Consider the following 22,878-nt stretch of genomic DNA (forward strand, 5'->3'; position numbering starts at 1 on the left):
TGATTATATTATAGCCGACCCATTTTCGGGACATTTCTTCTTGATTGCTTTCTTGTTTTAATATTTTAATAGGAGAATTAATATCATCAAACCTGTGAAGCAAAGTGAAACTGCAGCCAATAGGATTGAAACTTGATGTTGCCTGGTTTCGCGTATGTATTTCCACTCCAAATAGCCGCGAAAGCAGAAGATGACGGATAATAAGAATGGCCATATGGGATAGGGCCTGCTTCTATCCATAGTCCATACAAGGATGAGTATCGGAAGAAATAAAGCCCATGAGCCCAGAAGATACCATTTATACACCGGCGTGTCACGCATTTCTTCCTCGCCTACATCAATGATCTTGCTCAGGACCCATTGACCGACACAAATAACAAGGATAATAAATGAGTATAGCCCCTCCATTATCATCCTCCTTTAAGTGGAATAAAATGTAAGTTATTTCTACAACCATCTCATAAAAAATCCTTTTGAAACCTTCACCTGTCTTTCTTGTGCCCAGGTCTCCAGCTGCCTAATTCCCTCCGCCTGGTCCTCCGCTAACTGAAAACAAAACTTCAAGGGAACTATTTTATGCCCTTTCGGCTTGATCCCTATCACCGGTTTCCTGTCATGATTGATCAGTAAACATTTCACAGCTTCAGCGTTAATTACTGTACCGTTTATGACGATTCCTTCTTGAGCCATTTCCATCACGCCTGGTTTCATCAGATAGGTTCGATATACGGAGATGATGAATACGGCGGAACAAAAAACTGACCATATGATACAGAAATAATAAAAGACATCCCTTTCCCCGTGGTGTCTCATGATATTACCAAGAAGAATAGCGATTAAAATCAACATCGAAATCATCAGTCTGACCCCTGACGGAGCAGAAACTCGAAACATCCTTTTCTTACTCATCTTATATCTCCTATCTTGGAATCAAGATGGTTCTGTTTTTCATCCTTATGTATAGGTTCATTATACTTGAACTAACAAAATGTGGTAACCAGTATGTACAAAAGCAATAAAAAAAGCCCCGATTTCAGCGGCAGCTCGTGTCTAAGTATTCACATCATCTCATATAAATAGCAACTTAGAATTACATGATCAACACCTCGTTTTCTAAAAATCATCGGTAATTATTCATTCTTACTGTTTATTCCCAGAAGCCAAGCGATTCGGTTCGATCGGTTTGCTTAGCCAATGCTCATCGGTTTGTACGTGATTCTTGCGCACAAACTTGGCAACGCTGCGCTTAAAATCGCCATAAGCGAATGAGGAAGCCAGCCGAACCACATAACCTTCCTGCTCCCCTCCGCAGTTTGACCGCTTCGTATAACAAGCTTTGGCAGCAGCCTCGTCCCAGATTCCCCGGTACAAGACAGGAACCGTTAGAAGTCCCAGACGTTCCGCCCAAGCCTCCGTCTCGTCCCATGACAGGCAAACATTATACTCATTCCACACCGAAAACAGCATGTAATAGGCAGGCAGCGCCGAATACGAAAGTGAATGCTTGGCGTATACGTTTTCCCCGCAGAGACGATATCCTTCCGGAATCAAAAACTGGATGCCACCATGCAGCGTCTTCACATAATGACGCGAAGGATGATCCTTGCTGTCCAGAGATCTGGCATGGATGAAATTGGGGTACATCGTGGTGTTCTCCCCGTCCATTTTCTCGGTAATGACAACTTCCTGCCCCGTAAAATGATCAGTACTCCGTAAAATCTTATCGTCATCCGTATAACCTCTGGACCAGGGCAAATGCATCGTTTTGGGATATTTCATTTTCATCGTTGTTCACCTCCTTATTTACCGAAAGTGTCGGCTTCTGCGAAGAAATATAGCTCGGCCAGCATATCTTCGCCTAACAAATGATAGATCTTGGATGCCCCGGCATCCCCTCCATGCAAAATTTCCATATGAAAGCTTACAAGTTGAACGACGTGCTGAATAAATGCATCATCATATCCGAGGTCCTTCAATGTATGGCAGGTTATGCTTGCCGATACATGCTCATGCCCATAATAGGAATAATAACCTCTTGCTTGCTTCCATACTTTGCAAAACGGCTTACCCGCGTCATGGAGCAGCGCTGCTAATTGCATAGCAAGCAAATACTCGCCTTCATAGAAAGCATTGATATATTCCAGCACGGCAAACGTGTGCTCCGACAACGTTTTGGAATGAAACGGATTCTCCTGATCATATCCCAGCATCCCGTTGAAATAGGGGGATTGGGACAAATAGCCAAATAACTCATCATGACCCGGTTTGCGTGTTAGCAGCGATTCCAGTTCTTCTCTTGTAAGCTGAGTTTCGCCCTGCTCATGAACGAGATGCAGTTCACTGAATCCTTCTCCCCTTACAGGGAATTCAAGATTTTTGGCAAATTTCGTCATGACCTTCTCATCGAGCCGGCGTTTTCGTCCCTTGACTCGTTCCAGAGCCACTTCATATGGGGTTGTGCAGATATGGCACTCCACTGATCTATCGCCAAATCGCTTCAGGAACTTCTGTCTCCGCTCCCGGCTGACATTGGTGGCATCAAAAACGACATTTCGTCCGAACGCAAGCGCCTGTTCGATCTCGGCGAAAGCTTCGTCAAATACCAGATACGTATTTTTCTGTTTGGATTCGCTGCCGAACAATCTTTCACGGATCGAGTCCGTCGCAACGATGACGGCCCGCTGGCTTTTACATAATTGTTTGGCATGATAGCTTTTTCCGCTGCCGGGTATCCCGACCAGCATATGAATTGTACACATGTAATTCACCTCCCTTCAGGTCTTGGTTCGCTTGGTGTCATGTTTACGTGTCCGGAGGGATAAACGACTCAACCTTCTAATGGACATCACTTATCGAAAACCTTCCTCTAAACAATGTATCATCCTTGCAGAGTGTTTGAGTAAGTAGAGAATTTTTATACTCAACTTTTACATACCTATAAAAAGGCTGATTGCCGCAGGTAAGAATCCTGCATGGCAATCAGCCTTCATATCAAATCTACTCCGTGACTTTCCCTTTTGGAGGAGGAGCGGTTGTATCACGCTCCACCAGCTTGACGGGGATCAGTGTCCGGTCCGGTGTCTGTTTCCCTCTCTCCAACCAGTTTACAACATGTTCTGCTGCTTGGCGTCCAATCTCGTAAAAATTCTGCTCAACGGTGGTCAGTGGGATCATGACATGCTCTGTGACAGGGTTATTATCAAAGCCTATGATCGAAATATCCTCCGGAATGCGGATCCCTCGTTCCAAACAACAGTTCAGCAAGTTGGCCGCGATCAGATCATTCTCCGTCTGAACAGCCGTTACCTCTTCCGCACAGTAAGAGTCCAGCAGTTCATTATAAAATCGCTCAAAGCCAACCTTCTCCCGATAATCCTTCATATTTAGCCTGATATAACGGCTATCGACGGGAAGCCCATGGTCCTTCAGCGCTTGGCAGTATCCGAAATAACGGTTACGCACCGAAGAGGTCGATTCAATGCTGACCGCTGTTAGAAACGCAATCTTTCGATGACCGAGCTCAATCAATCTTGATACGGCTTGATAGGACCCATTGAAATTGTCGGAAACCACAGCCCCTAGCGGCAGACTGTCAAAATATTTATCGATGGTTACGATCGGATAATCTTCAAGGCATAGTCGATGCAGAATGTCGTAGTTCGTCTGATCGTTCCGCGGATACAATATGATGGCCGCGATGCCCTTTCGGGTCAGCATTTCCAGCAAATCCCGTTCTTTCTGGGAATCATAATCACTTTGGTGAATGCTCAAATAGTAGCCGTTCGCGTTGAGCCAGTCCGAAGCTCCGCGAATATATCCCATCGTACCGCGGTCGTCTTCGGAAGGCAGGATAAGCGATATCATTTTTTCCGTTCCAACCGACCGCTGCTCAAGTCCACGTTGCCGGGGTTTGACAAAGCTGCCGCTTCCCTTGATGCGGTAGATAAACCCGTCCCGCTCCAGCTCCTCGAGTGCTCTTCTTGTTGTAATACGGCTCACGCCGAAGGTGGAGCTCAGCTCGGCCTCCGTGGGAAGCTGGGCTTCCGGAGGATAGTGGCCCGAAGAAATTTGCGATTTCAGCTCGTCCATAATCACGCGGTACAGCGGAGGTTTATTGTCTTTGGTCAACTTGGTTCTCATCCCATCTTTATCTATTTTCCAGTGTTAATCTTGTCGTACTAAAATTATAGCGTTTGCATCATTGGCATGTAAACCGCTCCTTTCATCCGTTCTTTGCACCATTTCGATTACTTTACATTTGAATAACATTCATACTGCGCTTTTTTGATTTCCAGATAGCGCTGGGCGCCCATTTTGTCCAGGGTCTTTACGTAGTTATCCCAGTCGGTGTCCAGGTTCGCTTTCCCCGTAACGAATTTCACCCGCATCTCCTCGATATACTTATTAATGTCGGTCAGGATCGCGCTGGTTTGATTGGCTTCGTCATCCGTGGGAACAAAATCCGGCCAAAGCTCTTTGGGCGCAAGCTCATCAAGCTCTGCAGGATCCGCTTTGATTTCGTCAGCCACCGTCGTCCCGCGCGCCGCCATCCGCAAATCGTCGTCAGGCTCAACATATGGATAATAAGCACCATACACGTTATCGACATACTGGAAAGCGCCCAGCTGTACACCGCCCTTGTAGTTTAAAATCTCGTCCTTGTATTTCGGTTTGCCGTCGACCAATTCGTAGGTTTCGCCCTCAAGTCCAAAGGTGGCAAAGTTAATACCTTCCTCCCCATAGAAGTAATCGATCCACTTGATGGTTTCAACCGGGTATTTGTTTTTGTTAGTTATCACGAAACCGAAGATTCCTTTAGCCGGCGGCCCCAACACCCCTGCGACCTTGTCCCCGTTCGGCCCTTCCAGGGCATGAATGCCCACATAGTTTTCAGCTGCATCCTTCCCGATATATCCCGGACCTTCCCATACAAACGAACCAATCAGATTGTTGGAACCGTCCGTAGACCACTTCGCATAATCGTAGCCTGTCGTGAAATTTTGCTGGGCCAGCGACCCGTCCTTATACAGATCGCTCATGTAGCGGAGCAGCTCTCTGTACTTCGGATCATTAAACGTCGTCTTGACCTGTCCGTCCGCGTCTTTATATAGATATTGACCGAATGCCTTGGCACCGCCTTCTCCCATACCGAAGCTGCCAGCCAGGAAGCTCTCCAGGAAGGTCCAATAGGAAGACTCGAGCACCCAGCCCAGACGCGAGCTGTCCTTCTCCCGCACCTTTTTCAGCGCCTGGCGAAACTCTTCGGTCGTCTTCGGAACATCAAGCCCCGCTTCATCGAGCCAACCCTTGTGGATATACAGGCGAACGGAATTGAACGCTTTAGAGAAATCGACGTAAGGCAGGGCATAAATATGTCCGTCCGACATCGTTATAGCTCCCTTAATATCCGGGTTGTCCTTTAAGAGTTTGTTCAAATTCGGCGCATGCTGTTCAATCAGGTCCTCGAGCGGAACAAACAAGCCCTGTTTGCCGTATTTCATCAGCTCGTCGGTGCCGAAAGCAATGCGATAGAATGCATCTGGCAGGTCGTTGGAGCCGAGCATGACATTTTTCCTTTCGGTCACGGCGGAGCCCGCCAACTCTTCAAATTCGACTTGAATGCCGGACATTTCTTCGTATTTTTGCCACATCCATAATTGATCAGCCGGAGGATGCACATCGGTATACCCGCGCTTGACAATCCTTAACTTGATACTGCCGGGATCTCCGTCCGTTCCGGCTGGTTCCGGCTCCGCCTTTCCCCCCGAACCGCTGCAGGCGGAAAGCGTAAGCGAGAATGTCATCGTTAAGGCAAGCAGAAGATTCATTCCTTTTCTCATATCCATATCCCCTCTTTCCATGATTATGAGTTCCAAGCGGTAATGTCCGCTCCCATATCGGCTTTACCCTTTGATAGCTCCCACCATGATGCCTTTCTCAAAGAAACGCGACAGCAGCGGATACAACAGGAGCAGCGGCAGTGCGGATAATACGACGATCGCATATTTCAGGCCTTCCTTGACCATCATCTGATCCGCATATTCGGCACCGACCGAAATTCCGGCCATTTCCTTGAAGTCGTTCTGAACCAGTATTTCCCTTAAAATCAGCTGCAGCGGAAATTTATGCCGATCCGTCAAATAAATCATAGCGTCAAAATAAGAGTTCCAGTGGCCGACACCGTAAAACAGGATCATGACGGCAATGATCGGCATGGACAAAGGCAGGACAATTCGGTACAGCATATGAAAATCATTGCAGCCATCAACGTAGGCGCTCTCTTCGAGCTCCACCGGAATCCGGGTCTGGAAGTAGGTTCGCATAATAATCATGTTGTAGGCGCTGATCGCACCAGGCAGAACCAAGGCCCACATCGTATTCAGCAAACCAAGCTCCTTGTTTACCAAATAAAGAGGGATCAGCCCACCGCCGAAAAACATTGTAAAAGCAAACAGCAGCGTAAACAGTCCCTTGCCGTAAAAGCGCTTTCTGGAGAGCGGATAAGCGCCAAATACCGTCATCATAATATTGATCGCCGTCCCGATGAATGCGTACAGGAGCGTATTGGCATACCCTCTCCAGATCTCGCTGTTCTCGAACACTTTGGCATAACTGTCCAGGTTGAAGCCAGCCGGGAACAGCAGCAGTGGCTTGTCCCATATTTGGCGCGGATCGGAAAATGAAGCAAACAAGACAAAGAGAAGCGGGTACAAAATGGCGATGATCACGAGGACGGACAGCACTAAAAGGATGATATCGGCCAGCTTTTCTCCAGGCGTTCGTTTGATGTTCAGCAGCACTTCTTACGTTCCCTCCTTAATCCTGCATGGACGAGCCTTTACCATAAGCTGGTCTCTCCCGCCTTGCGTGCAACCGCATTGACGATGATCAGGATGATAAAGTTGATCACATTGTTGAATAGGCCCACGGCCGCGGAAAAGCTGTACTGGGTGTTAAGCAGTCCGCTCTTGTACATGTAAGTGGAGATCACCTCGGACGTTTCCAGGTTCATCGGGTTTTGCATTAACAGTATTTTCTCGAAGCCGACACTCATGATGCCGCCGGCGCTCAGAATGGACAGGATCACGATGGTTGGAACGATACCGGGAATCGTAATATGCCAAATTCGTCGAAATTTGCTGGCCCCGTCCATATAAGCCGCCTCATACAGGTCAGGCGAGATGCCTGAGATGGCAGCGCTATAGATGAGCGAAGACCAGCCAACTCCTTGCCATACGCCCGACCAGACATATAGGTGCCAGAATTTCGATGGCTCTGCCAGATAATCGACCGGTTCTCTCCCCAGGGAAACAAGGATGGAGTTGAAAACGCCATTCGTTGGCGAGATGAAGAAGAACAAAATACCGACCGCGACCACAACCGAAATGAAGTGCGGGGCGTAGGAGATGCTTTGGGCGAATGAGCGGAATTTACGATTTCGAATCTCGTTGAACAAAAGCGCAAGCAAGATTGGAGCGGGAATGCCAACCAGCAGTCCGTATAAACTGATCCCGATGGTATTCTTCAGAATCGTCCAAAAATAATAAGCGTCAAAAAGCCGCTCGAAGTGCTCAAACCCGACCCATGGACTGTTCCAAATGCCAAGGCCAGGCATAAAATCTTTGAACGCGATCTGAACGCCGTACATCGGCCAATAATGCCAGATCAAAAAATATAGCACCGCCGGCGAGATAATGATGTACAGCCCGATATTTCGCTTAAGCTGCCTTTTAATATGCGTCCATTTGTTGGACTTTGGAGCGGGCTGTGGGGATGCCGAGTTTAATCGGGCGTCCATGCTTTGTCATGACCTCCTTTTTCTCGATCAAATTGCGTAAGCAAATATTAGCTATGTTAGGCGACTAATATCTGCTTGCTTTGGCAACGCACCACCTCCTTCTCAACTACTTGTATTAACATTTTTGACGTGTTCATTTATTTGTTATAACACATTTTAGTTAGGTTTTATTTTCCAGTCAATATGACATCGAAAAATTGCTACTTTAGATATATAAACCGTACATTTGTTATGACAAATTTCGACGGTGCATCATTTCTTTATGAAATAGTCCATTCCACTTGCGATGAGGATCTTGTCTTTGCGAAAAACAAAAACAGCCGCGAGATTCACGCGGCTGTTTCTAAAATATAGACGACGATATAAAAGCAAAGTATCGTGTTTTTGACTAACGCTTTCGCCTGCTTACAGATAACCTGCCAGTTTGACAAGCAATTCTGCTTGTTCACCCGTCAATATTTTGCCGGATTGTGCGCTGACTTCATTGGAAAAGGCGTTCAGCATGCCTGCCTTAGCAGAGGTGTTACCTCTATTCTCGGCCTCTTTGGCATTGAGGAGTTTACTTGACAGAGATTGTGCGAGTCCCGGATGACTTGCGGCAAAATGCTCTGCAAGCGCGGACAGGCTATCATAGGTGACGGACACCTCGAAACTAAAGACCGCTTCCGTTTTATTTCCCGCCAGATCGATTGCCGTTACGGAAATATCATGGGATCCCGGCTCGAAGAAATAGGCAGGACGTTCAATCAGTGGACGAAGGCATGGATTCTCAGCTAACCCGGACAAGCTATCGTCGGCGCTGCACGATACGTATACGGAGTCGGTTACCGTGTACGTACGCTCACCGGTGAATTCAACGTCCGGAGCTGTCTTGTCGATTTGCACCTTCAGTGTCCCGGGAACCTCAAGTACGCCTGAGAAGTTGGTAGCGGAATAGGTGACGGTCGTTACGCCCTCCTTCGTGATTTCAAGCTGAGCCGTATTCCCTTTTACTGTGGTCTTTTCTATCGGCTGTGCCCCTTCCGCGGAATATTCGATAGAATAGGCACGGTCCGCAGAGATAGACAACGACACATCGGAATTCACCCAGCCGTTCTCGTTGGGAGAAGGCGATTGACTTACCGTTGAGACTGGTGGCGCACTGTCTTTTACCGTAACAAAGAAATCGTCATAATATGCGGTTGCCACATTGTATCTGGAGGTTACCGCAATCAGTTTAGCGTATGCAGCATTGGCTGGAGCTTTGCCTCTGAGCGTCACTTTCTGCCACTGGCCCAATCGCGATTCATCCAAATGGGTTTCCAAGGTGGAGATGGTCGCGTTATTGCTATCAAAGAATCGGAACATAAAGCCCGGCTGGCCGGATTCAATATAAAGATTCATGCCCGCCGTATATTCCTCTCCCGGGACAACGGGAATCGGATCACTCTGAACGGCAACGGATGCCGTTCTCAGCGTGTCCGTAATCTTCAGGCTGTGCGTTCCCGTGAAACTGCGTTCTGTGCTGAGATCATAGCGGTAACCGTTACCGGGAGCGAATAACGGACTCCATCCCTTTAATTCCTCTTCGAAGCCCGGATTGTTAACAGGTACTGCTGTGTGCGGCGGTTCTTCAACAACCTCTCCGTCAACTTCCATCCGATACAGGATCGTATTGGTCTGCATATCCGTGAAATACAGGTCCCCATCCGCATGTAAATCAAATCTGGAGGTGTCGGCCAATGTCCGATGCTCCAGCGTTTCTGGGTCAATGACCGTCAGTTTGTTGTTAAACAGCACATAGAGCAGCCCATCCTCCGACCAGCGCAGCGGGTGATGCGCCCATTGGCTGAAGTTTAAGCTTGGATACACTTTTTTGCTTTTCACGACTTCATAGGTATCAGGATCAATTGCGAAAATGTATTCATAGGATGCCCCCCAGATCAAACCGTCCGGACCGGCGGAAAGATCACCGATGAATACCGGTTTATCCAATCCCGGAACCCTGAGCGGGAACTCGGTGATTTTTTGCTGTTTTTTCTCATCCCATACAAAAATCTTCGCTTCCGCCTCGGTCGGCTCGGAGCCCAGTCCGCCCCGTATCGTCGTGGAGCCGAATACCTTGCCGTCATGAACCGTCGTGCTAAGCACGCTCTGATTCTGGACGACGTTGCGATGAACGTTTATTTCCCCGGTAGCGGTATCATAAACGGTCAGTGAGCCGCCCAAAGTACCGTAACCCGATATAGTCGAAATGTACAATTTGCCTTTAGAACTGGAGATATCCACCAGCCTCTCCTGATCGTTGCCCAGCACGGCCAATCTCTTCGGATTGTTCATTCCAGGCTCCGTCGATAGATCGAACTCGTAGAGTCCGCCCTCCGGATACACGCCCATATAGACCTTATTTCCTACGGCATGAACGCTATCGGCCTGACCGATGCTGAACGGCGTCGCCGTTTTATCCGTAAGATCAACGAGTGAAGAACGGGCCTGTGAGCCGGTGGTGATCAACTCCGTATCGGATACGCTCTTCAACCGGTTGACAACTCCGGGCAGACCCGGAATGACCGGCGGCATCAGGTGTACCTGTTTGGTTTCGATGTTCATGATCGTAACACCGCCGTCATATCGAACGGTAACCAGATTTTTGCCCGGGTATTCCGGATTGTTCGGAAATTCCACCCAATCTACTCCCCGAAATCCGCTGTTGTACTCCATGCCGGTCAACTCGACCTCATGGGTGGCAAGATCAAACGTTTTCAGCTTCTTGTCGGACATATAATACAGTTTTCCGTCAAGCGAGTCCGTTGCGTGCAGTCCCGTTACGTTCTCCAGCACGACATCCAGCCAGCTTTCCGTCTGCGTATCGTAGATAAACGCCTCTCCAGGAATGCCGCTTCCGTCCGTATATCTGGCAAACAAATAACGGTTATCAATCGTGCTCAAGTCATACACGGTGTCTTCTTTAACCGGCAAGGAAGCCGCGATATTCGTTTTCTCACCTGTCGTTAAATTCACGCGTACGATCTGCTTATGTGCGGTACCGGCATATATATTGCCGCCCTGGTAAGCAATGGAGCGCACATATTCCTGATCAAGCAAGCCGATGACGCGGCCATAATCTTTTGTCTGCTTTGTAGCCGGGTCGTACTGGTACACTTTGCCTCCGGGATAGGTTCCGACATACACACGGCCCTGTTGATCCGTGGTGATGCTGTTCGGGACCGACTGTCCGTCGAACTGTGCAACCTGCATAGGGACATGAGTAACCGGAGAGTAACTCCACAGCCTTGCTCCGCCGCCGTCAGCCGCAAGGAACAATGTTCCGTCCGGTGCCGTGGTGTGTGCCCACGAGCTTTCGGAAGGTCCGATCGGAATGCTTCGCAGCAGTTTATAATCCTCCAGATCAATGACGTTAAGATGCCCCGGCTTCCCTTTACTGGTTGCGTAAAGCACGTTGCGGCCTTCTTCCTTGCCGGTGGTACCGTTGAACACGGCCACCGTATAGTTGTTAGGGACCAGAATTTCTTCCGGTGTTCCATACGTTTTTTGAGCCAGCCTGCTCTCCCCGGAAGCAGCTGCGACACTACCGCCTCCCGAGCATGCGAATATAAAACAAATTGCAAGCATCAAGACTTGGTACTTGCCACCCTTTCTAATTCTCATAAATAACCTCCTTAGATTCAATCGTTGTCTCCCGAAGGATCGTTCCACATGCAGGCAGATCGCATGCGGGCGTTTAGTCACTGTCTTTGTATACGAACCTCCTTTACCGATGGATTGATAAGCCCCTTGTAAGTAGAATATATAACATGGATGGGGGCCGTCTGGCCCGTATATTAGGCAAATACCAAGATGGTGTCAATCGATATTTATCACGCTTCATTACATTTGTCCTGCTATATGCCAAAGTGGATTTTGCAAAAGAAGTAGAATAATCACAAAGTCTTCATCGTATTTTCAAGTTTAAAACCAATAGGAAAATAACAAAACGCAGCGGGTTAACGACAAAAAAAGCCGCAATTTAAGCGGCCCGGCGTAAATAAAGATTCGTATCACTCGCGGCATCATTCCCTCTTTTGGAAGCACTTTATGAATTTCCTCAATTTGCGTACATAGCGAAATTCCTGAATAACTTGATTGCTTCATATAAAGTACAGCAAGGGGATAAAAAAATAAAAGACTGCCTCTCAGCAGTCCTTCTTGTTACTAATGAATGCTACTTAGGTACAGCAGCCAAACTCTCTTTTGATGTTCGTCCGCCACGATTTGTGATAAATACCCCCGATAAAATGAGAATCAAGCCGATAATCAGGCTCCATCCAATCGGTTCATCCAGCAGCGTATATCCCCAGATCATCGCCGTCGCAGGAACGAGATAGGTGACGGATGTGGCAAACTCCGGGCTCCCTTTTAAAACCATATAATTGAACAGAATATACGCCACGCCAGAACCAAAGATGCCAAGGCCAACAAGAGAACCTATATTGGCTGGCTCTACGATCTTCGAAAGATCAATCTTTTCCGTAGTAAAAGCAATGATACCGCTCCCTGCCATCGCCCCAAGCAGCGTTCCGAATGTTAGCTGATACATCGTCAGCCCGCCCAGTAAACGCTTGGATAATTGTGAACCCACGGCATAACACAAGGTAGCACCTATCATCGCTGCGAAGCCAATGAAATCGACAGTAATAAATGATCCGGGACGAATGCCGAGCAGAATGACCAGACCGACAAGCGCGACCCCCATGCCCATCCATTGAATCCGCCTAAACACGGAGCCGAAGAACACTAAACCAACGAGCATGGTCCATATCGGCGTTGTTGCATTCAATACCGAAGCCATGCTGCTGGCCAGCCTGGTTTCGCTAAACCCGATCAAAGTCCATGGCAGGGCCATATTGATCATCGCAATCACGACGGTCGGCAGCCAACGAATTTCACGCAGGGCAAACGGCTTCCGCATGATGAGCATGACAATCGTAATGAAGAGAAATCCAAAGGTCGACCGCAGGAAGGCGATCCCCCAAGGGCCGAAATCGTGCAGCAGATTTTTAATGAAAAAGAACGAACCTCCCCATATGAGACTTAGGAGGATGAGTGCAATATATAAGGATCGTGCCAACTTAATACCTTCTTTCTATATGAGGGACATCCTTATAATTTAACATCTCATCAGGGAAGTTGTACAGAGCCATACTACACGGCGCCCTTGCAGGCAGCTTCTTCTCTTAGCATGATTCCATGCATAATACATAAAAAGCCTGGCAGCATTCATGTAGGCTTACACGCCTGGCGATACTGCCTCGGTGAAACCCCGTACTGTTTGCGAAACTGATCGGCAAAATGATTGTAACTGTTAAACCCGACATCCTGCGCGGCTTCGTTCGCCGTACGGCCGGAGTGGATCATCAATAAGGCGGCATGGCGAACCCTCATTTGATTCAGATGCTCCACGATGGTGTACCCCGTTTCTTGCTTAAACAAGTGGGCCAGCCTTGACCCCGATATTCCGATCTCTCGCGATATGGCGTCAATTCGAATATCTTCTTTTAACGAGCGGGACAACAGGCCGAGGGTTTGTTCGACCCTTGGATCAAGTCTTTTGTTCGTGCGCTGTGCAAGCAGAAGCAAAATCTCACGCAGGGCGTTCTGACACAGTGCCTCCCACAGTTCTAACCGGTCCAGCGAATCTTGCAGCACATTCCGAAATGCTAGCTCGACACGTCTTCGGACATGTTCATCGGGCAGGGCTTCAACCAGGAACTCCTCGTTTCGCAGCAGCCTGTTTTCCGGAAGCCCGGGATAATGGATCCACAGGAAGTTCCAGCGTTTCCCCTGCACAGTCCCGTATTCGTGAGCAATGTTGGCTTGCAGCAGGCCGAGCTCCCCCGGCCCGCAGCGTTTCTCCCCGGCAGGCGTCCGGACATAGCCCTCTCCATGAAGCGTGTAGACAAGCAGCCAATCCTGCATCCCATGAGGACGACGCAGCCGATAAGCATCGTCTTGATCGAAATGGTCGCCGAATATGGTGCCGGTACTTTCTAAGGATATGCCTTCCCGTCCGTTAGGCGTTCGCACAAACCTCTCCTCCTCTGTACCTCGAATAGCAGAATCCCGGTAATTATAAGCAGATATCATACTTCCTCTCAAGTTAAGCAGACCTTATTCTATTGTCAACAGGAAAAAACAATAATCTTACGGGAGGAATTCGTATGCGAGAGAAGTTAAAGGTATTGACGGAAGAGCAGCTGCACAAGTTCGAAACGGAGGGGTATTTAATTGTAAAAGGGCTCTTCCGCCAGGAAGAGCTGTCGGAAATCGAAGCGACGTTCGAGGTGATCAGCCACACTACTATTCCCGGCCACTTTGAGCCGGTGTTAGATGATGAAGATGTCGAACCGCTGAAGCGTTATCCTCGTGTGATGCATCCGCACCGCTTTAATGCAACCGCCAAAAAATACATGCTGCATAAGCCCGTTATGGAGGTGCTAGCCGATTTGTATGGCGAACCGGCACTCGCGGCTCAAAGTATGTTCTATTACAAACCCCCGGGTTCCCGCGGTCAGGCGCTGCACCAGGACAACTTCTACCTGCAGGTCGAGCCGGGCAACTGTATCGCGGCATGGACCGCAATCGATCCGGCTGATGAGCATAACGGCGGGTTGCTCGTCGTTCCGAAAACAAGTGATTATGAACTGGTGTGCCCGGAGGAAGCTGATTCGAACGAGTCATTTACCACTCACTTCGTGAAGCCGCCCAAGGATAAAAAGGCCCTTCCCGCCATCATGGACAAAGGCGATGTGCTGTTCTTTAACGGCAACTTGATCCACGGCTCTTACCGCAACAAATCCAACCGTTTCCGTAGGGCCTTCATCTGCCACTACGCGAACTCGTCGGCTGCCAAGATCGGTGCATTCTATCGGCCGCTGTTCCGGGAAGACGGTACGGAGATCGATCTCGATATCAATCCGAATGGCGGTCCGTGCGGCATCGAATTCGAAACGGCTTATCCCCATTGAAATAAAGGCGGCCAGCTACATCTTAGAGACGCTGGCCGCCCTATGTTCTTTTCTTCGAATCGAAGTGCTTGGCATACATCTGAGCCACTCTGCAATTTCAGGTCGGTCCATGCTCCCCGTTTATATATCTAACTTAGAACCGATATATGTCTGCTCCGCTACGGCGGTAAATCGCTCGACCAGATCGCTGATCTTGAACTTCTCCGCACCGATCATATAAGTCGTTACCGTATCATGAAATGGCGCATGCCAATGGACAGGCACGCCCTCCTTGCCAACGATCGCTCCGACGATGCTGCCTGCGGTAGCGGCCGTGCAATCATTGTCCAGACCCATCGCAACTGTCTCGGAAATGACCTTGGACACATCCGTCCCTCCGATCATTAATCCGAATACGGTCAAGCATGCGTTGTTGTTCGTATGAACACTGGTTACGCTTATTCTCAAATGTTTTTGTTGGGCTTGATCGGTGATAAGCCTGAAGATTGGCATAAAGGACAATAGCCGTTACATTGGATTATCAAACAACTCACTTTGTCCTCCAATCGTTCAGGCGGATTTCGAGGACTTTTTTGTTTTTTTGGACCGCCATTTACGGAGTCCGTGCATCCCGAACAACACCAATGGCAATATAAACCCGATGGTAATCGTATACGGAATCCAAGTCTTTGCGTCCCATTCCAACTTGTATGGAACATTGGGATATATGAAGACGGAAACCGCGGCAAGTATCCAGCCCAGCGGCACGACCAGCGGCTGATAATTTTTGATATTAAATATCTGGCTGACGCCGATCGCAATGGCGTAAAAGTACAAGGAGATACGGAAAAATAAAGTGATAAACCACATCACCGCCATGACTGCTTCAATACGCTGAAGAAAATTGCCGATATTGATTTTTTTGGCCAGCATATAACTGGGATACAGATTTCGTGCCGTAATGTCCGGACCCAAGACCAATATCGCTAATCCAATAATCGTAAAAAGCACCCCCGCACCGAATAGGCTTCCGATATATACGGCCTTGTAAGCCTCTGCCGGTCGGTTAACAGCCCCCGGATAGATGATCATCAACACGATGTGCGGCAGAAACGCAGTACTAACAAAAGAGATTGCGGCCTGGAGGATAGGGTGGGCCCCCGATTCGAAAACGGGAAGTGCATTCTCCCATTTAATCTCCGACATTAATAAAATGCTCATGGACAGAAACAGAAGAAGAAACCATGGAAACAGCATCTCCGCTGATCTGGCCAGCACTTCCAGCCCTAAACGCACCCCCAAGACAACAAGGGCCCCGAAGAGGAAAATGATCGCCTGAACCGGGGTTTCGGGCAGCATTTGGATGGTCATGAAGTCGCTAATTTCGTGTAACACCGAAGCGGGACCACTTAGGAGCAATGTAATTAAAAACAGAAAGTTTACCGTTTTGCCTATCCATTTTCCTAAAAGTTTCTCGGACAATTGCATCAAATTTGTTTCCGGATACTTTTTGGACAATTGTAGCTGCAACGCCAAGATGATGAATCCGAGACCGATCCCAACCAAAGCGGCTATCCAAGCATCTTGCTTAGCAATGTTAGTCGTACCCGAAGGAACGATAAGAATCGCGCTTCCTATCGTATACATGGCAGTTAAAATGCTAACCTGGCGCAATGAAATTTTGACTACGGGCATCTTTCCTGCTCCTTTTCTTATTGGGTCAAACCGATGACAGAGAGCCAATCACTGAACGGCTTGAATACGATCGTTATCAAAACCAGAGGAGTTGGAATATCGTTCATGACCGTTTGGGCCACGCTAATTCCAATACCAATGATCATGAATGCCGTAAACCCCCAGATTTCCCTAATTTCTTTTTCCCGGAGCATCCTCGGCAGCTCCAGCCAGGTTAAGATGGTGGCTGATATTGCAATAATCGCGATATTCAGCATCAATTCGCCTCATTCCTTTAGATCATTTAGAAAAGAATCACTGGTTGTTCCGGTTCTCCGGATTTTGTAATCCACTTGAATATGGGTCTTGAGGTTCGGAAAATATCGGTCGTTCCACGCGTCCTTCATTTCTTTCCATGCCTTCGGATGCGAACGGTGAAAAGCCTCCCCGAAGCCGAATATGTCGACTTTAAACTCAGTCTGCACTTTATGGATAACGGACTCCAAGCTTTGGGTTATTTTTTCTTCCATTTCGACTTCGAGATCCCTCACGGTCGCAGGTTGAGACAGATCCAAACCGCTGCACTCCACTGCACCAATATTTCCCTCCAAATTAATCCGGATATCCATTGAAGGACGGGATTCGATGATTTTCCCCTTCATCTTGGCATCGGTCCTCAACGTCTCCAAGATAACCTTTCCGTCATTCCGGCAGGGAACAAAAGCTACAGAGCTTTTCACGTGCCCCCTTATGAGTCGATAACCTCTGCTATCCTTCTCGTTTAACCAGCCAATCAGTTTGTCAAATTTGAAAACGGCAAGCCCCGAATATTTCAATTGACTCGGTGTATCGATATTTTCTACGTTTTTCTTCGTTTTTCCAAGATCCCGATTCCCTGTTATCACCAGTCCTGTAAGCACGGGGTGTTTCCCGCTGCTGGTAATATCACTTATCAATTGATCCAGTGTCACAGCCATACTGGGTGACCAAACCTTCTCCGAGATTTGCAGGGAATCGTAAAGTTTATTGGCAGGAACCGTTTCCATGGGCGTCATGATTTTCAAGGTTTCCTCCGCCGTTGCTCCTTTGGTAATAACCAGATAGAAATCGGGTCTGAATTCGTGATCCCTGGACAGAAGGTCCAGAACTTTGGCTATCCCTTCCCTTGCCATCGCCTCATCCACCAGAAACATCCGTAAATGGGAAAAATAAATTTTTCTCGGGCTAATCTGAGTTATTCTCCTGGCCGCCTCAAATATGGTATCGCCTTCAGCCGTAAACAGTGTAGCAGGCGCTTGGGGACTCCCGCTTCTTTTGGCGGTTATCTGCCCGGGAATAGCGACTTGGACCGATAAACGGTAGCGGCCGTCCACCCAATCAACCCCTGCGGCTACCGCTATGGCCAATTCGTTCAATTCTCTGCGGTTCCAGCAACCGCTCAGAAGAAGAGTGATGACGATATGTAAGAGAAGCAACGCCAATATCCGTTTCATCCAATGTTCACTCGCTTTCCCGCTGGTCTGCATTCATCTATTCCCGCGATTTTTGGGGAGGTGTGCTTGTTCTGCGCTTTTCGTTTTTCTGATTGATCAGTCGGGGGCGGTTCATCAGCATCCATTGTGGCAGCCGCAATATCGTATCTTTTTGCCCTTCCGGAATTAACGGCGCGAAAGGCGACATATACGGGATTCCGAACGAGCGGAGGCTGCACAAATGCAGAATAAGAGCGATAATCCCGACAAGGATGCCGAACAGGCCGAATGATCCGGCAAGCGCCATTAACGGAAATCGAAGCATCCGAAAAGCAATGGACATATTGAAAGATGGAACGACAAAGCTGGAAATGGCCGTTATCGCAACCACGATGACCATGGCGGGAGAGATGATCCCTGCTTCAACGGCGGCTTGCCCTATGACCAACGTTCCTACGATGGAAATAGCGGATCCGATATTTTTAGGAAGCCGCACGCCTGCTTCCCGCAGAATCTCGAAGGTGACCTCCATGAGGACGGCCTCGACGAAGGCGGGAAACGGAATTTGCTCACGTTGTCCGGCCAGCCCGAACAGGAGCTGGGTCGGCAGCATTTCGTGATGAAACGTGGTTATGGCTACATAGAGGGAAGGCCCAAGCAACGAAATGAATATGCTCAGGTAGCGCAGCATCCGCAGGAATGAACTGATATCCGCGCGCTGATAGTAATCTTCCGCAGCATGCAAGAAAGACACAAATAGGGCCGGAACGATCAGAACAAATGGGGTGCCATCTACGATAATAGCGATTTTGCCTTCAAGCAGCTCGGCCGCGACCACATCGGGACGTTCGGTATTATAAATCGTTGGAAATGGAGTCAAGGTCTTATCCTGCACCAATTCCTCGATATATCCGCTCTCCAAAATGCTGTCCACATCGATTCGTTCAAGCCGGGTTCGGACTTCCCCGACGATCTTCTCGTTGGCAATGCCATCGATGTACATCATGGCGACGTCCGTTTGCGTAATTCGGCCGATCTGCTTCGTTTCCATCCACAGATGAGGATCCTTGATCTTTCGACGAATCAAAGCCGTATTCGTTCGAAGCGACTCCGTAAAGGATTCGCGCGGACCGCGGACGACATTTTCCGCCGACGTTTCCATGACCCCGCGGTCCTTCCATCCACGTGTACCTGCTGCGATGCCTCGGTCCAATCCATCTACCAGAAAAATGGTGTCCCCCGACAATAAGGAATGGAACAACTTTTTATAATCATAAATGGACTGAATCTCATTATTGATAAAGGAAATGTTTTCTAATATCTTTTGCCCATCGAAAGGCTTCGGATGTTCCGTATCTTCCCTCACCAGGGATTTAGCAGTGTCAGCTACGACCATCATGATGGATTCCGAAATGATCTTTTGGTCGGCCAAGCCGTCCGTATAGAGGATAGCGATATAGTGTTTCTCCTCTTCATCCAGCGGAATTTCCCTGATCACGATATCAGTACTGTTTCCGAGGGCTGCTCTGATATGGTTTAGACTACTTTTTATATCCGGACTTAAAGCATCGGGATCTGTTGTCGAAGTATTAGCTGGTAGGGTATCTTTGGTTCTATTTTTGATGGAATGGCCGCTTCTTCTTCGATACCGCATGGGAATATCCTTCCTCTCACAGATGCTATTCCCACATTATTACCGAAGAAAACCAGCTGTAAACTTCATACACTTCAGCTCTTTATACCAGAAAACGCTGAGGCCTATTTGGCTCATCAAAAAAAAGAAGATAAACCTGTGAAATCCGGGATTATCTTCTCATATGGATTATAGACTTCGAATAACTATGAGGAATAATTTTTGTTCTCAATCACGATTACGGACTCCGTACCGGACCTCGCGGCTGCGGTTTGTTTGGTATGCAGAACAAGTTCACGGATAATACCGCAGCACTTCTTTGCACCTGCGACTAATAGCGGATCGCCGAGAAAACCTAATTTTAATCCTCTGGACAAAAATCCTCCTATCGTCATGACCAATGGAACGGTAGGCGAAGTGTTGGAAAACACAATAGGCTCCGTGTTCTGATATTTGTCTTGAAGAATGAGGCTTAAATTTTTTAAAGCTGGAATTACTAGCTTAGATGAGCCCCGTCCAATGGTGTACACCGGATTCCCATTCTCATCCAGTCCGTGGAAAACGAGTTTGCCCATGTCGGACCTATTTAGTTTATTGAAATAGTCAACGGCCAGAATTTCCTCGGTTGTAAGCTGCCGATTCGTAGGTAATTTATTGAGATGATACGCTGCTGCCAGTGAGGTCGTATGCGTTCCACCGTAATCATTATAAATAAATATCATTTCATCAACCCGCCTTCATTATGTAATGAGCTTATTATTCCCCATTAATCTATATCCATTCCTCCCCATCACATATTTTGCTAGATTAAGCATGTACCGAAAATAAAAAAAGCCCTGATCATCAGGGCTTTTTTTGCATTATGAATTATCATATGGATATAAACTTAGTCCAAGTAAACGGCTTTGCCGAGTTTGGCGGATTCGTAGAGAGCTTCCAAAATCCGAGACACAACATAAGCTTGTTCTGGGGTTACGACAGGATCCTTATCCTGATCAATCGCCTCGATCCATCTTCTCATCTCAACATCCGGAGCCTGCTCCTGCTTCCCGTCATAGAACGCCACTCCGCCGGAATTCAATTCGATTTCGTTTGTGTACAAACGACTGAACTTCTCGCCGTTGATGCGAAGACCGTTCTTCATATCGGCTCCACCTTCCGAACCACTCAGCGTACATTTGGCTTCATCGATATCCAGCGTATTGAGCGCCCAGCTGGATTCCAGCATAATGGTCGCGCCATTCTCCATCACAATCATGCCGAAAGCGGAATCTTCGACAGTGAATTTTTCCGGATCCCATGGTCCCCAAGCGTTTGCCGCGTTCTCCTTGCGGGACAACTCATGGTATGTGGTACCGAGAACAATCTTCGGTTTGTAATTATCCATCATCCAGAGGGTCAAATCGAGAGCATGCGTACCGATATCGATAAGCGGACCACCGCCTTGTTTTTCCTCATCCAAAAATACGCCCCAAGTCGGAACAGCTCTTCTTCGTACCGCATGAGCTTTGGCAAAATAAATATTTCCGAGTTCACCGGCTTCGCATACTTGTTTCAGGTAAAGACTGTCTTCGCGGAAACGGTTATTGTATCCGATTGTCAATTTCTTGCCGGTGCGTTTCGCGGTTTCCATCATCCGCTTGGCATCCGCAGCCGTTTTTGCCATCGGTTTTTCACACATAACATGTTTACCTGCTTCAAGCGAAGCAATGGAAATCTCGGCATGTGAGTCATTAGGCGTCAGAACATGAATGATATCGATGCTTTGATCCTGCAGCAACTCCTTATAGTCGCCGTACACTTCAGCTTCCTCAATACCGTACTTGCTAGCCGCGGCTTCTGCCTTTTCTAGGACGATATCGCAGAATGCCACGAGCTCCACGTTGTTTAATCTGCTTAAGCTCGGCAGATGCTTTCCGTTTGCGATTCCGCCACAGCCGATAATTCCAATACGATACACTTTAGACATAAATCATCACCATCACTTTTCCTTAATTTTTTATAACTTCAAATATAAAGTCCTGCCTATCCATAACGCCATAAAGAGCAGGGGGGCTTATATGTATGTAATTCTGCCACAACATCTCTTGGGTCTCTGGATATGAACTTAGCTGCCATGACATCCACATATAAGGTATCACATCTTACTCATTTTTTTAGTCCAACTATGCGACAAATCATATATAAAATTACGACATTAATCTGAATTGCAAAGAACCGCAGAGAATTTACTCTGCAGTTTAATAAAGAAGTACGTATCACGCAGCTGGAATTCCCATGCTGGAGAAACGAGCCGGCACTTCCCGAACATGTACTGGTCTATGCGACAAGCCGGAATGTTTAACGTTCCCGTATAGATGTATTGACATAGTAAGCTGCCGGGGGTCTCCCGGCAGCCTACTTATCTTAGGGTATATTAACTTTTCATTCGGGGATCCAATGCATCGCGCAGTCCGTCTCCCATCAGGTTAAAGGCGAGTACCGTCAGCATGATTGAGACACCGGGAAATACGACCGTCCACGGGGCCGTCGCTATAAACTGCCGCGAATCGGACAGCATCTTCCCCCATTCCGGAGCGGGGGGCTGGGCGCCCATCCCCAGAAACCCGAGTGCTGCGGCTTCGATGATGGCTGTTGCGATGCCCAGCGTGCCTTGCACGATAATCGGCGTCAGACTGTTTGGCAGTATGTGATGCCATAATATGCCGCGGTTCTTCATCCCAATCGCCTGCGCAGCAGTGATGTATTCCTCGTTCTTCAAGCTAAGCACCTTGGCCCGAACCAATCGGCCATAGGTCGGTATGTTGACTATCGCGATCGCGTATAGCGCATTTTGCAGCGAGGGCCCCAGTATGGCTACAATCGCAATTGCCAGCAGGATACTCGGAAACGCCAACAAAATATCGAAAATACGCGAGATCAACATATCCATCCATTTCCCGTAAAAACCCGCGAGTAATCCAAAAAACGTTCCCAGGATGATGGAGCCAATCACGGAAAAAGTACCGACCCACAATGAAATACGAGCTCCGTGCAGCACCCGGCTGAGTATGTCACGCCCCAGATCATCTGTCCCGAACCAATGCTCCACAGATGGGGGCTTTAACCGATCGGTCAGCTCTTGGGCTTTATAATCATAGGGTGCAATAAGCGGCGCAACCAGTGCAATAACAATAAAGGCTACAATCATGAACAGTCCGAGCATCGCCATTTTATTCTTGCGGAAAGCTCCCCACGCATCCTTCCAAGGTTCGGAAACCTTCTCGATGGAGACGGCAGGGCTGTCGCTAGTGTGCGCCGTAATCTGTGGCATGGTCA

General features: G+C 48.2%; 20 protein-coding genes. 1 reads left to right on the forward strand and 19 read right to left on the reverse strand.

The features are described from left to right. Positions 1–57: 57 nt before the first annotated feature. The 11 genes from AB4124_RS30510 to AB4124_RS30560 form a co-directional block, all read right to left on the reverse strand. The gene (locus AB4124_RS30510; protein ID WP_441975161.1) at positions 58–414 is read right to left on the reverse strand and encodes a DUF4181 domain-containing protein; all 357 of its coding nucleotides are present in this window, start codon (positions 412–414) and stop codon (positions 58–60) included. 33 nt (positions 415–447) lie between these two features. Beyond that, positions 448–909: a hypothetical protein gene (locus tag AB4124_RS30515; RefSeq protein ID WP_441975162.1), complete on the reverse strand. Its 462-nt coding sequence runs from the start codon at positions 907–909 to the stop codon at positions 448–450. 231 nt (positions 910–1,140) lie between these two features. Further along, on the reverse strand, positions 1,141–1,785 hold the full coding sequence (locus AB4124_RS30520) for an RNA ligase family protein (protein ID WP_441975163.1): 645 nt from the start codon (positions 1,783–1,785) through the stop codon (positions 1,141–1,143). 14 nt (positions 1,786–1,799) lie between these two features. Then, positions 1,800–2,759 (reverse strand): AAA family ATPase, encoded by a 960-nt coding sequence (locus AB4124_RS30525; RefSeq protein WP_430107414.1) that lies wholly within the window; start codon positions 2,757–2,759, stop codon positions 1,800–1,802. A 238-nt stretch (positions 2,760–2,997) separates the two neighbouring features. Further along, on the reverse strand, positions 2,998–4,128 hold the full coding sequence (locus tag AB4124_RS30530) for a GntR family transcriptional regulator (RefSeq protein WP_441975164.1): 1,131 nt from the start codon (positions 4,126–4,128) through the stop codon (positions 2,998–3,000). A 119-nt stretch (positions 4,129–4,247) separates the two neighbouring features. Next, positions 4,248–5,840 (reverse strand): ABC transporter substrate-binding protein, encoded by a 1,593-nt coding sequence (locus AB4124_RS30535; RefSeq protein WP_441975165.1) that lies wholly within the window; start codon positions 5,838–5,840, stop codon positions 4,248–4,250. A 63-nt stretch (positions 5,841–5,903) separates the two neighbouring features. Further along, the gene (locus AB4124_RS30540; RefSeq protein WP_339272975.1) at positions 5,904–6,800 is read right to left on the reverse strand and encodes a carbohydrate ABC transporter permease; all 897 of its coding nucleotides are present in this window, start codon (positions 6,798–6,800) and stop codon (positions 5,904–5,906) included. A 38-nt stretch (positions 6,801–6,838) separates the two neighbouring features. Then, positions 6,839–7,798, reverse strand: a complete 960-nt coding sequence (locus tag AB4124_RS30545; protein ID WP_076323274.1) for an ABC transporter permease — start codon at positions 7,796–7,798, stop codon at positions 6,839–6,841. Positions 7,799–8,203: 405 nt separating this feature from the next. Next, the gene (locus AB4124_RS30550) at positions 8,204–11,446 is read right to left on the reverse strand and encodes a hypothetical protein (RefSeq protein ID WP_441975166.1); all 3,243 of its coding nucleotides are present in this window, start codon (positions 11,444–11,446) and stop codon (positions 8,204–8,206) included. Between the two features lie 553 nt (positions 11,447–11,999). Next, a complete protein-coding gene (locus tag AB4124_RS30555) occupies positions 12,000–12,905 on the reverse strand; it encodes a DMT family transporter (protein ID WP_430183745.1) in 906 nt (301 codons plus the stop codon). Between the two features lie 149 nt (positions 12,906–13,054). Next, positions 13,055–13,861, reverse strand: a complete 807-nt coding sequence (locus AB4124_RS30560) for a helix-turn-helix domain-containing protein (RefSeq protein ID WP_441975167.1) — start codon at positions 13,859–13,861, stop codon at positions 13,055–13,057. Positions 13,862–13,995: 134 nt separating this feature from the next. Between AB4124_RS30560 and AB4124_RS30565 the strand changes: the two genes are divergently transcribed. Then, positions 13,996–14,802 (forward strand): phytanoyl-CoA dioxygenase family protein, encoded by an 807-nt coding sequence (locus AB4124_RS30565; RefSeq protein ID WP_441975168.1) that lies wholly within the window; start codon positions 13,996–13,998, stop codon positions 14,800–14,802. 120 nt (positions 14,803–14,922) lie between these two features. Here the strand turns inward: AB4124_RS30565 and AB4124_RS30570 are convergent, their stop codons facing one another. The 8 genes from AB4124_RS30570 to nikC form a co-directional block, all read right to left on the reverse strand. Next, entirely contained in the window at positions 14,923–15,294 is a 372-nt protein-coding gene (locus tag AB4124_RS30570) for an ADP-ribosylglycohydrolase family protein (protein WP_441975169.1), read from the reverse strand. A 57-nt stretch (positions 15,295–15,351) separates the two neighbouring features. Further along, the gene (locus AB4124_RS30575; protein WP_430107400.1) at positions 15,352–16,476 is read right to left on the reverse strand and encodes a GerAB/ArcD/ProY family transporter; all 1,125 of its coding nucleotides are present in this window, start codon (positions 16,474–16,476) and stop codon (positions 15,352–15,354) included. 17 nt (positions 16,477–16,493) lie between these two features. Then, positions 16,494–16,733: a hypothetical protein gene (locus tag AB4124_RS30580; RefSeq protein ID WP_441975170.1), complete on the reverse strand. Its 240-nt coding sequence runs from the start codon at positions 16,731–16,733 to the stop codon at positions 16,494–16,496. A gap of 9 nt (positions 16,734–16,742) precedes the next feature. Continuing rightward, positions 16,743–17,981 carry a Ger(x)C family spore germination protein gene (locus AB4124_RS30585; RefSeq protein WP_441975171.1) on the reverse strand — a complete coding sequence of 413 codons (1,239 nt, stop codon included), beginning with the start codon at positions 17,979–17,981 and terminating at the stop codon, positions 16,743–16,745. A 4-nt stretch (positions 17,982–17,985) separates the two neighbouring features. Next, positions 17,986–19,581, reverse strand: a complete 1,596-nt coding sequence (locus AB4124_RS30590) for a spore germination protein (protein WP_430200936.1) — start codon at positions 19,579–19,581, stop codon at positions 17,986–17,988. Between the two features lie 185 nt (positions 19,582–19,766). Continuing rightward, positions 19,767–20,282, reverse strand: a complete 516-nt coding sequence (locus AB4124_RS30595; protein WP_430107393.1) for a DUF3189 family protein — start codon at positions 20,280–20,282, stop codon at positions 19,767–19,769. A 164-nt stretch (positions 20,283–20,446) separates the two neighbouring features. Beyond that, a complete protein-coding gene (locus AB4124_RS30600; RefSeq protein WP_441975172.1) occupies positions 20,447–21,529 on the reverse strand; it encodes a Gfo/Idh/MocA family protein in 1,083 nt (360 codons plus the stop codon). Positions 21,530–21,976: 447 nt separating this feature from the next. Beyond that, positions 21,977–22,873: a nickel transporter permease gene (gene nikC / locus AB4124_RS30605; RefSeq protein ID WP_441975173.1), complete on the reverse strand. Its 897-nt coding sequence runs from the start codon at positions 22,871–22,873 to the stop codon at positions 21,977–21,979. Between the last annotated feature and the right edge of the window lie 5 nt (positions 22,874–22,878).

Source organism: Paenibacillus sp. 2KB_20 (assembly GCF_052115765.1).
Lineage (GTDB): Bacteria > Bacillota > Bacilli > Paenibacillales > Paenibacillaceae > Paenibacillus_AQ.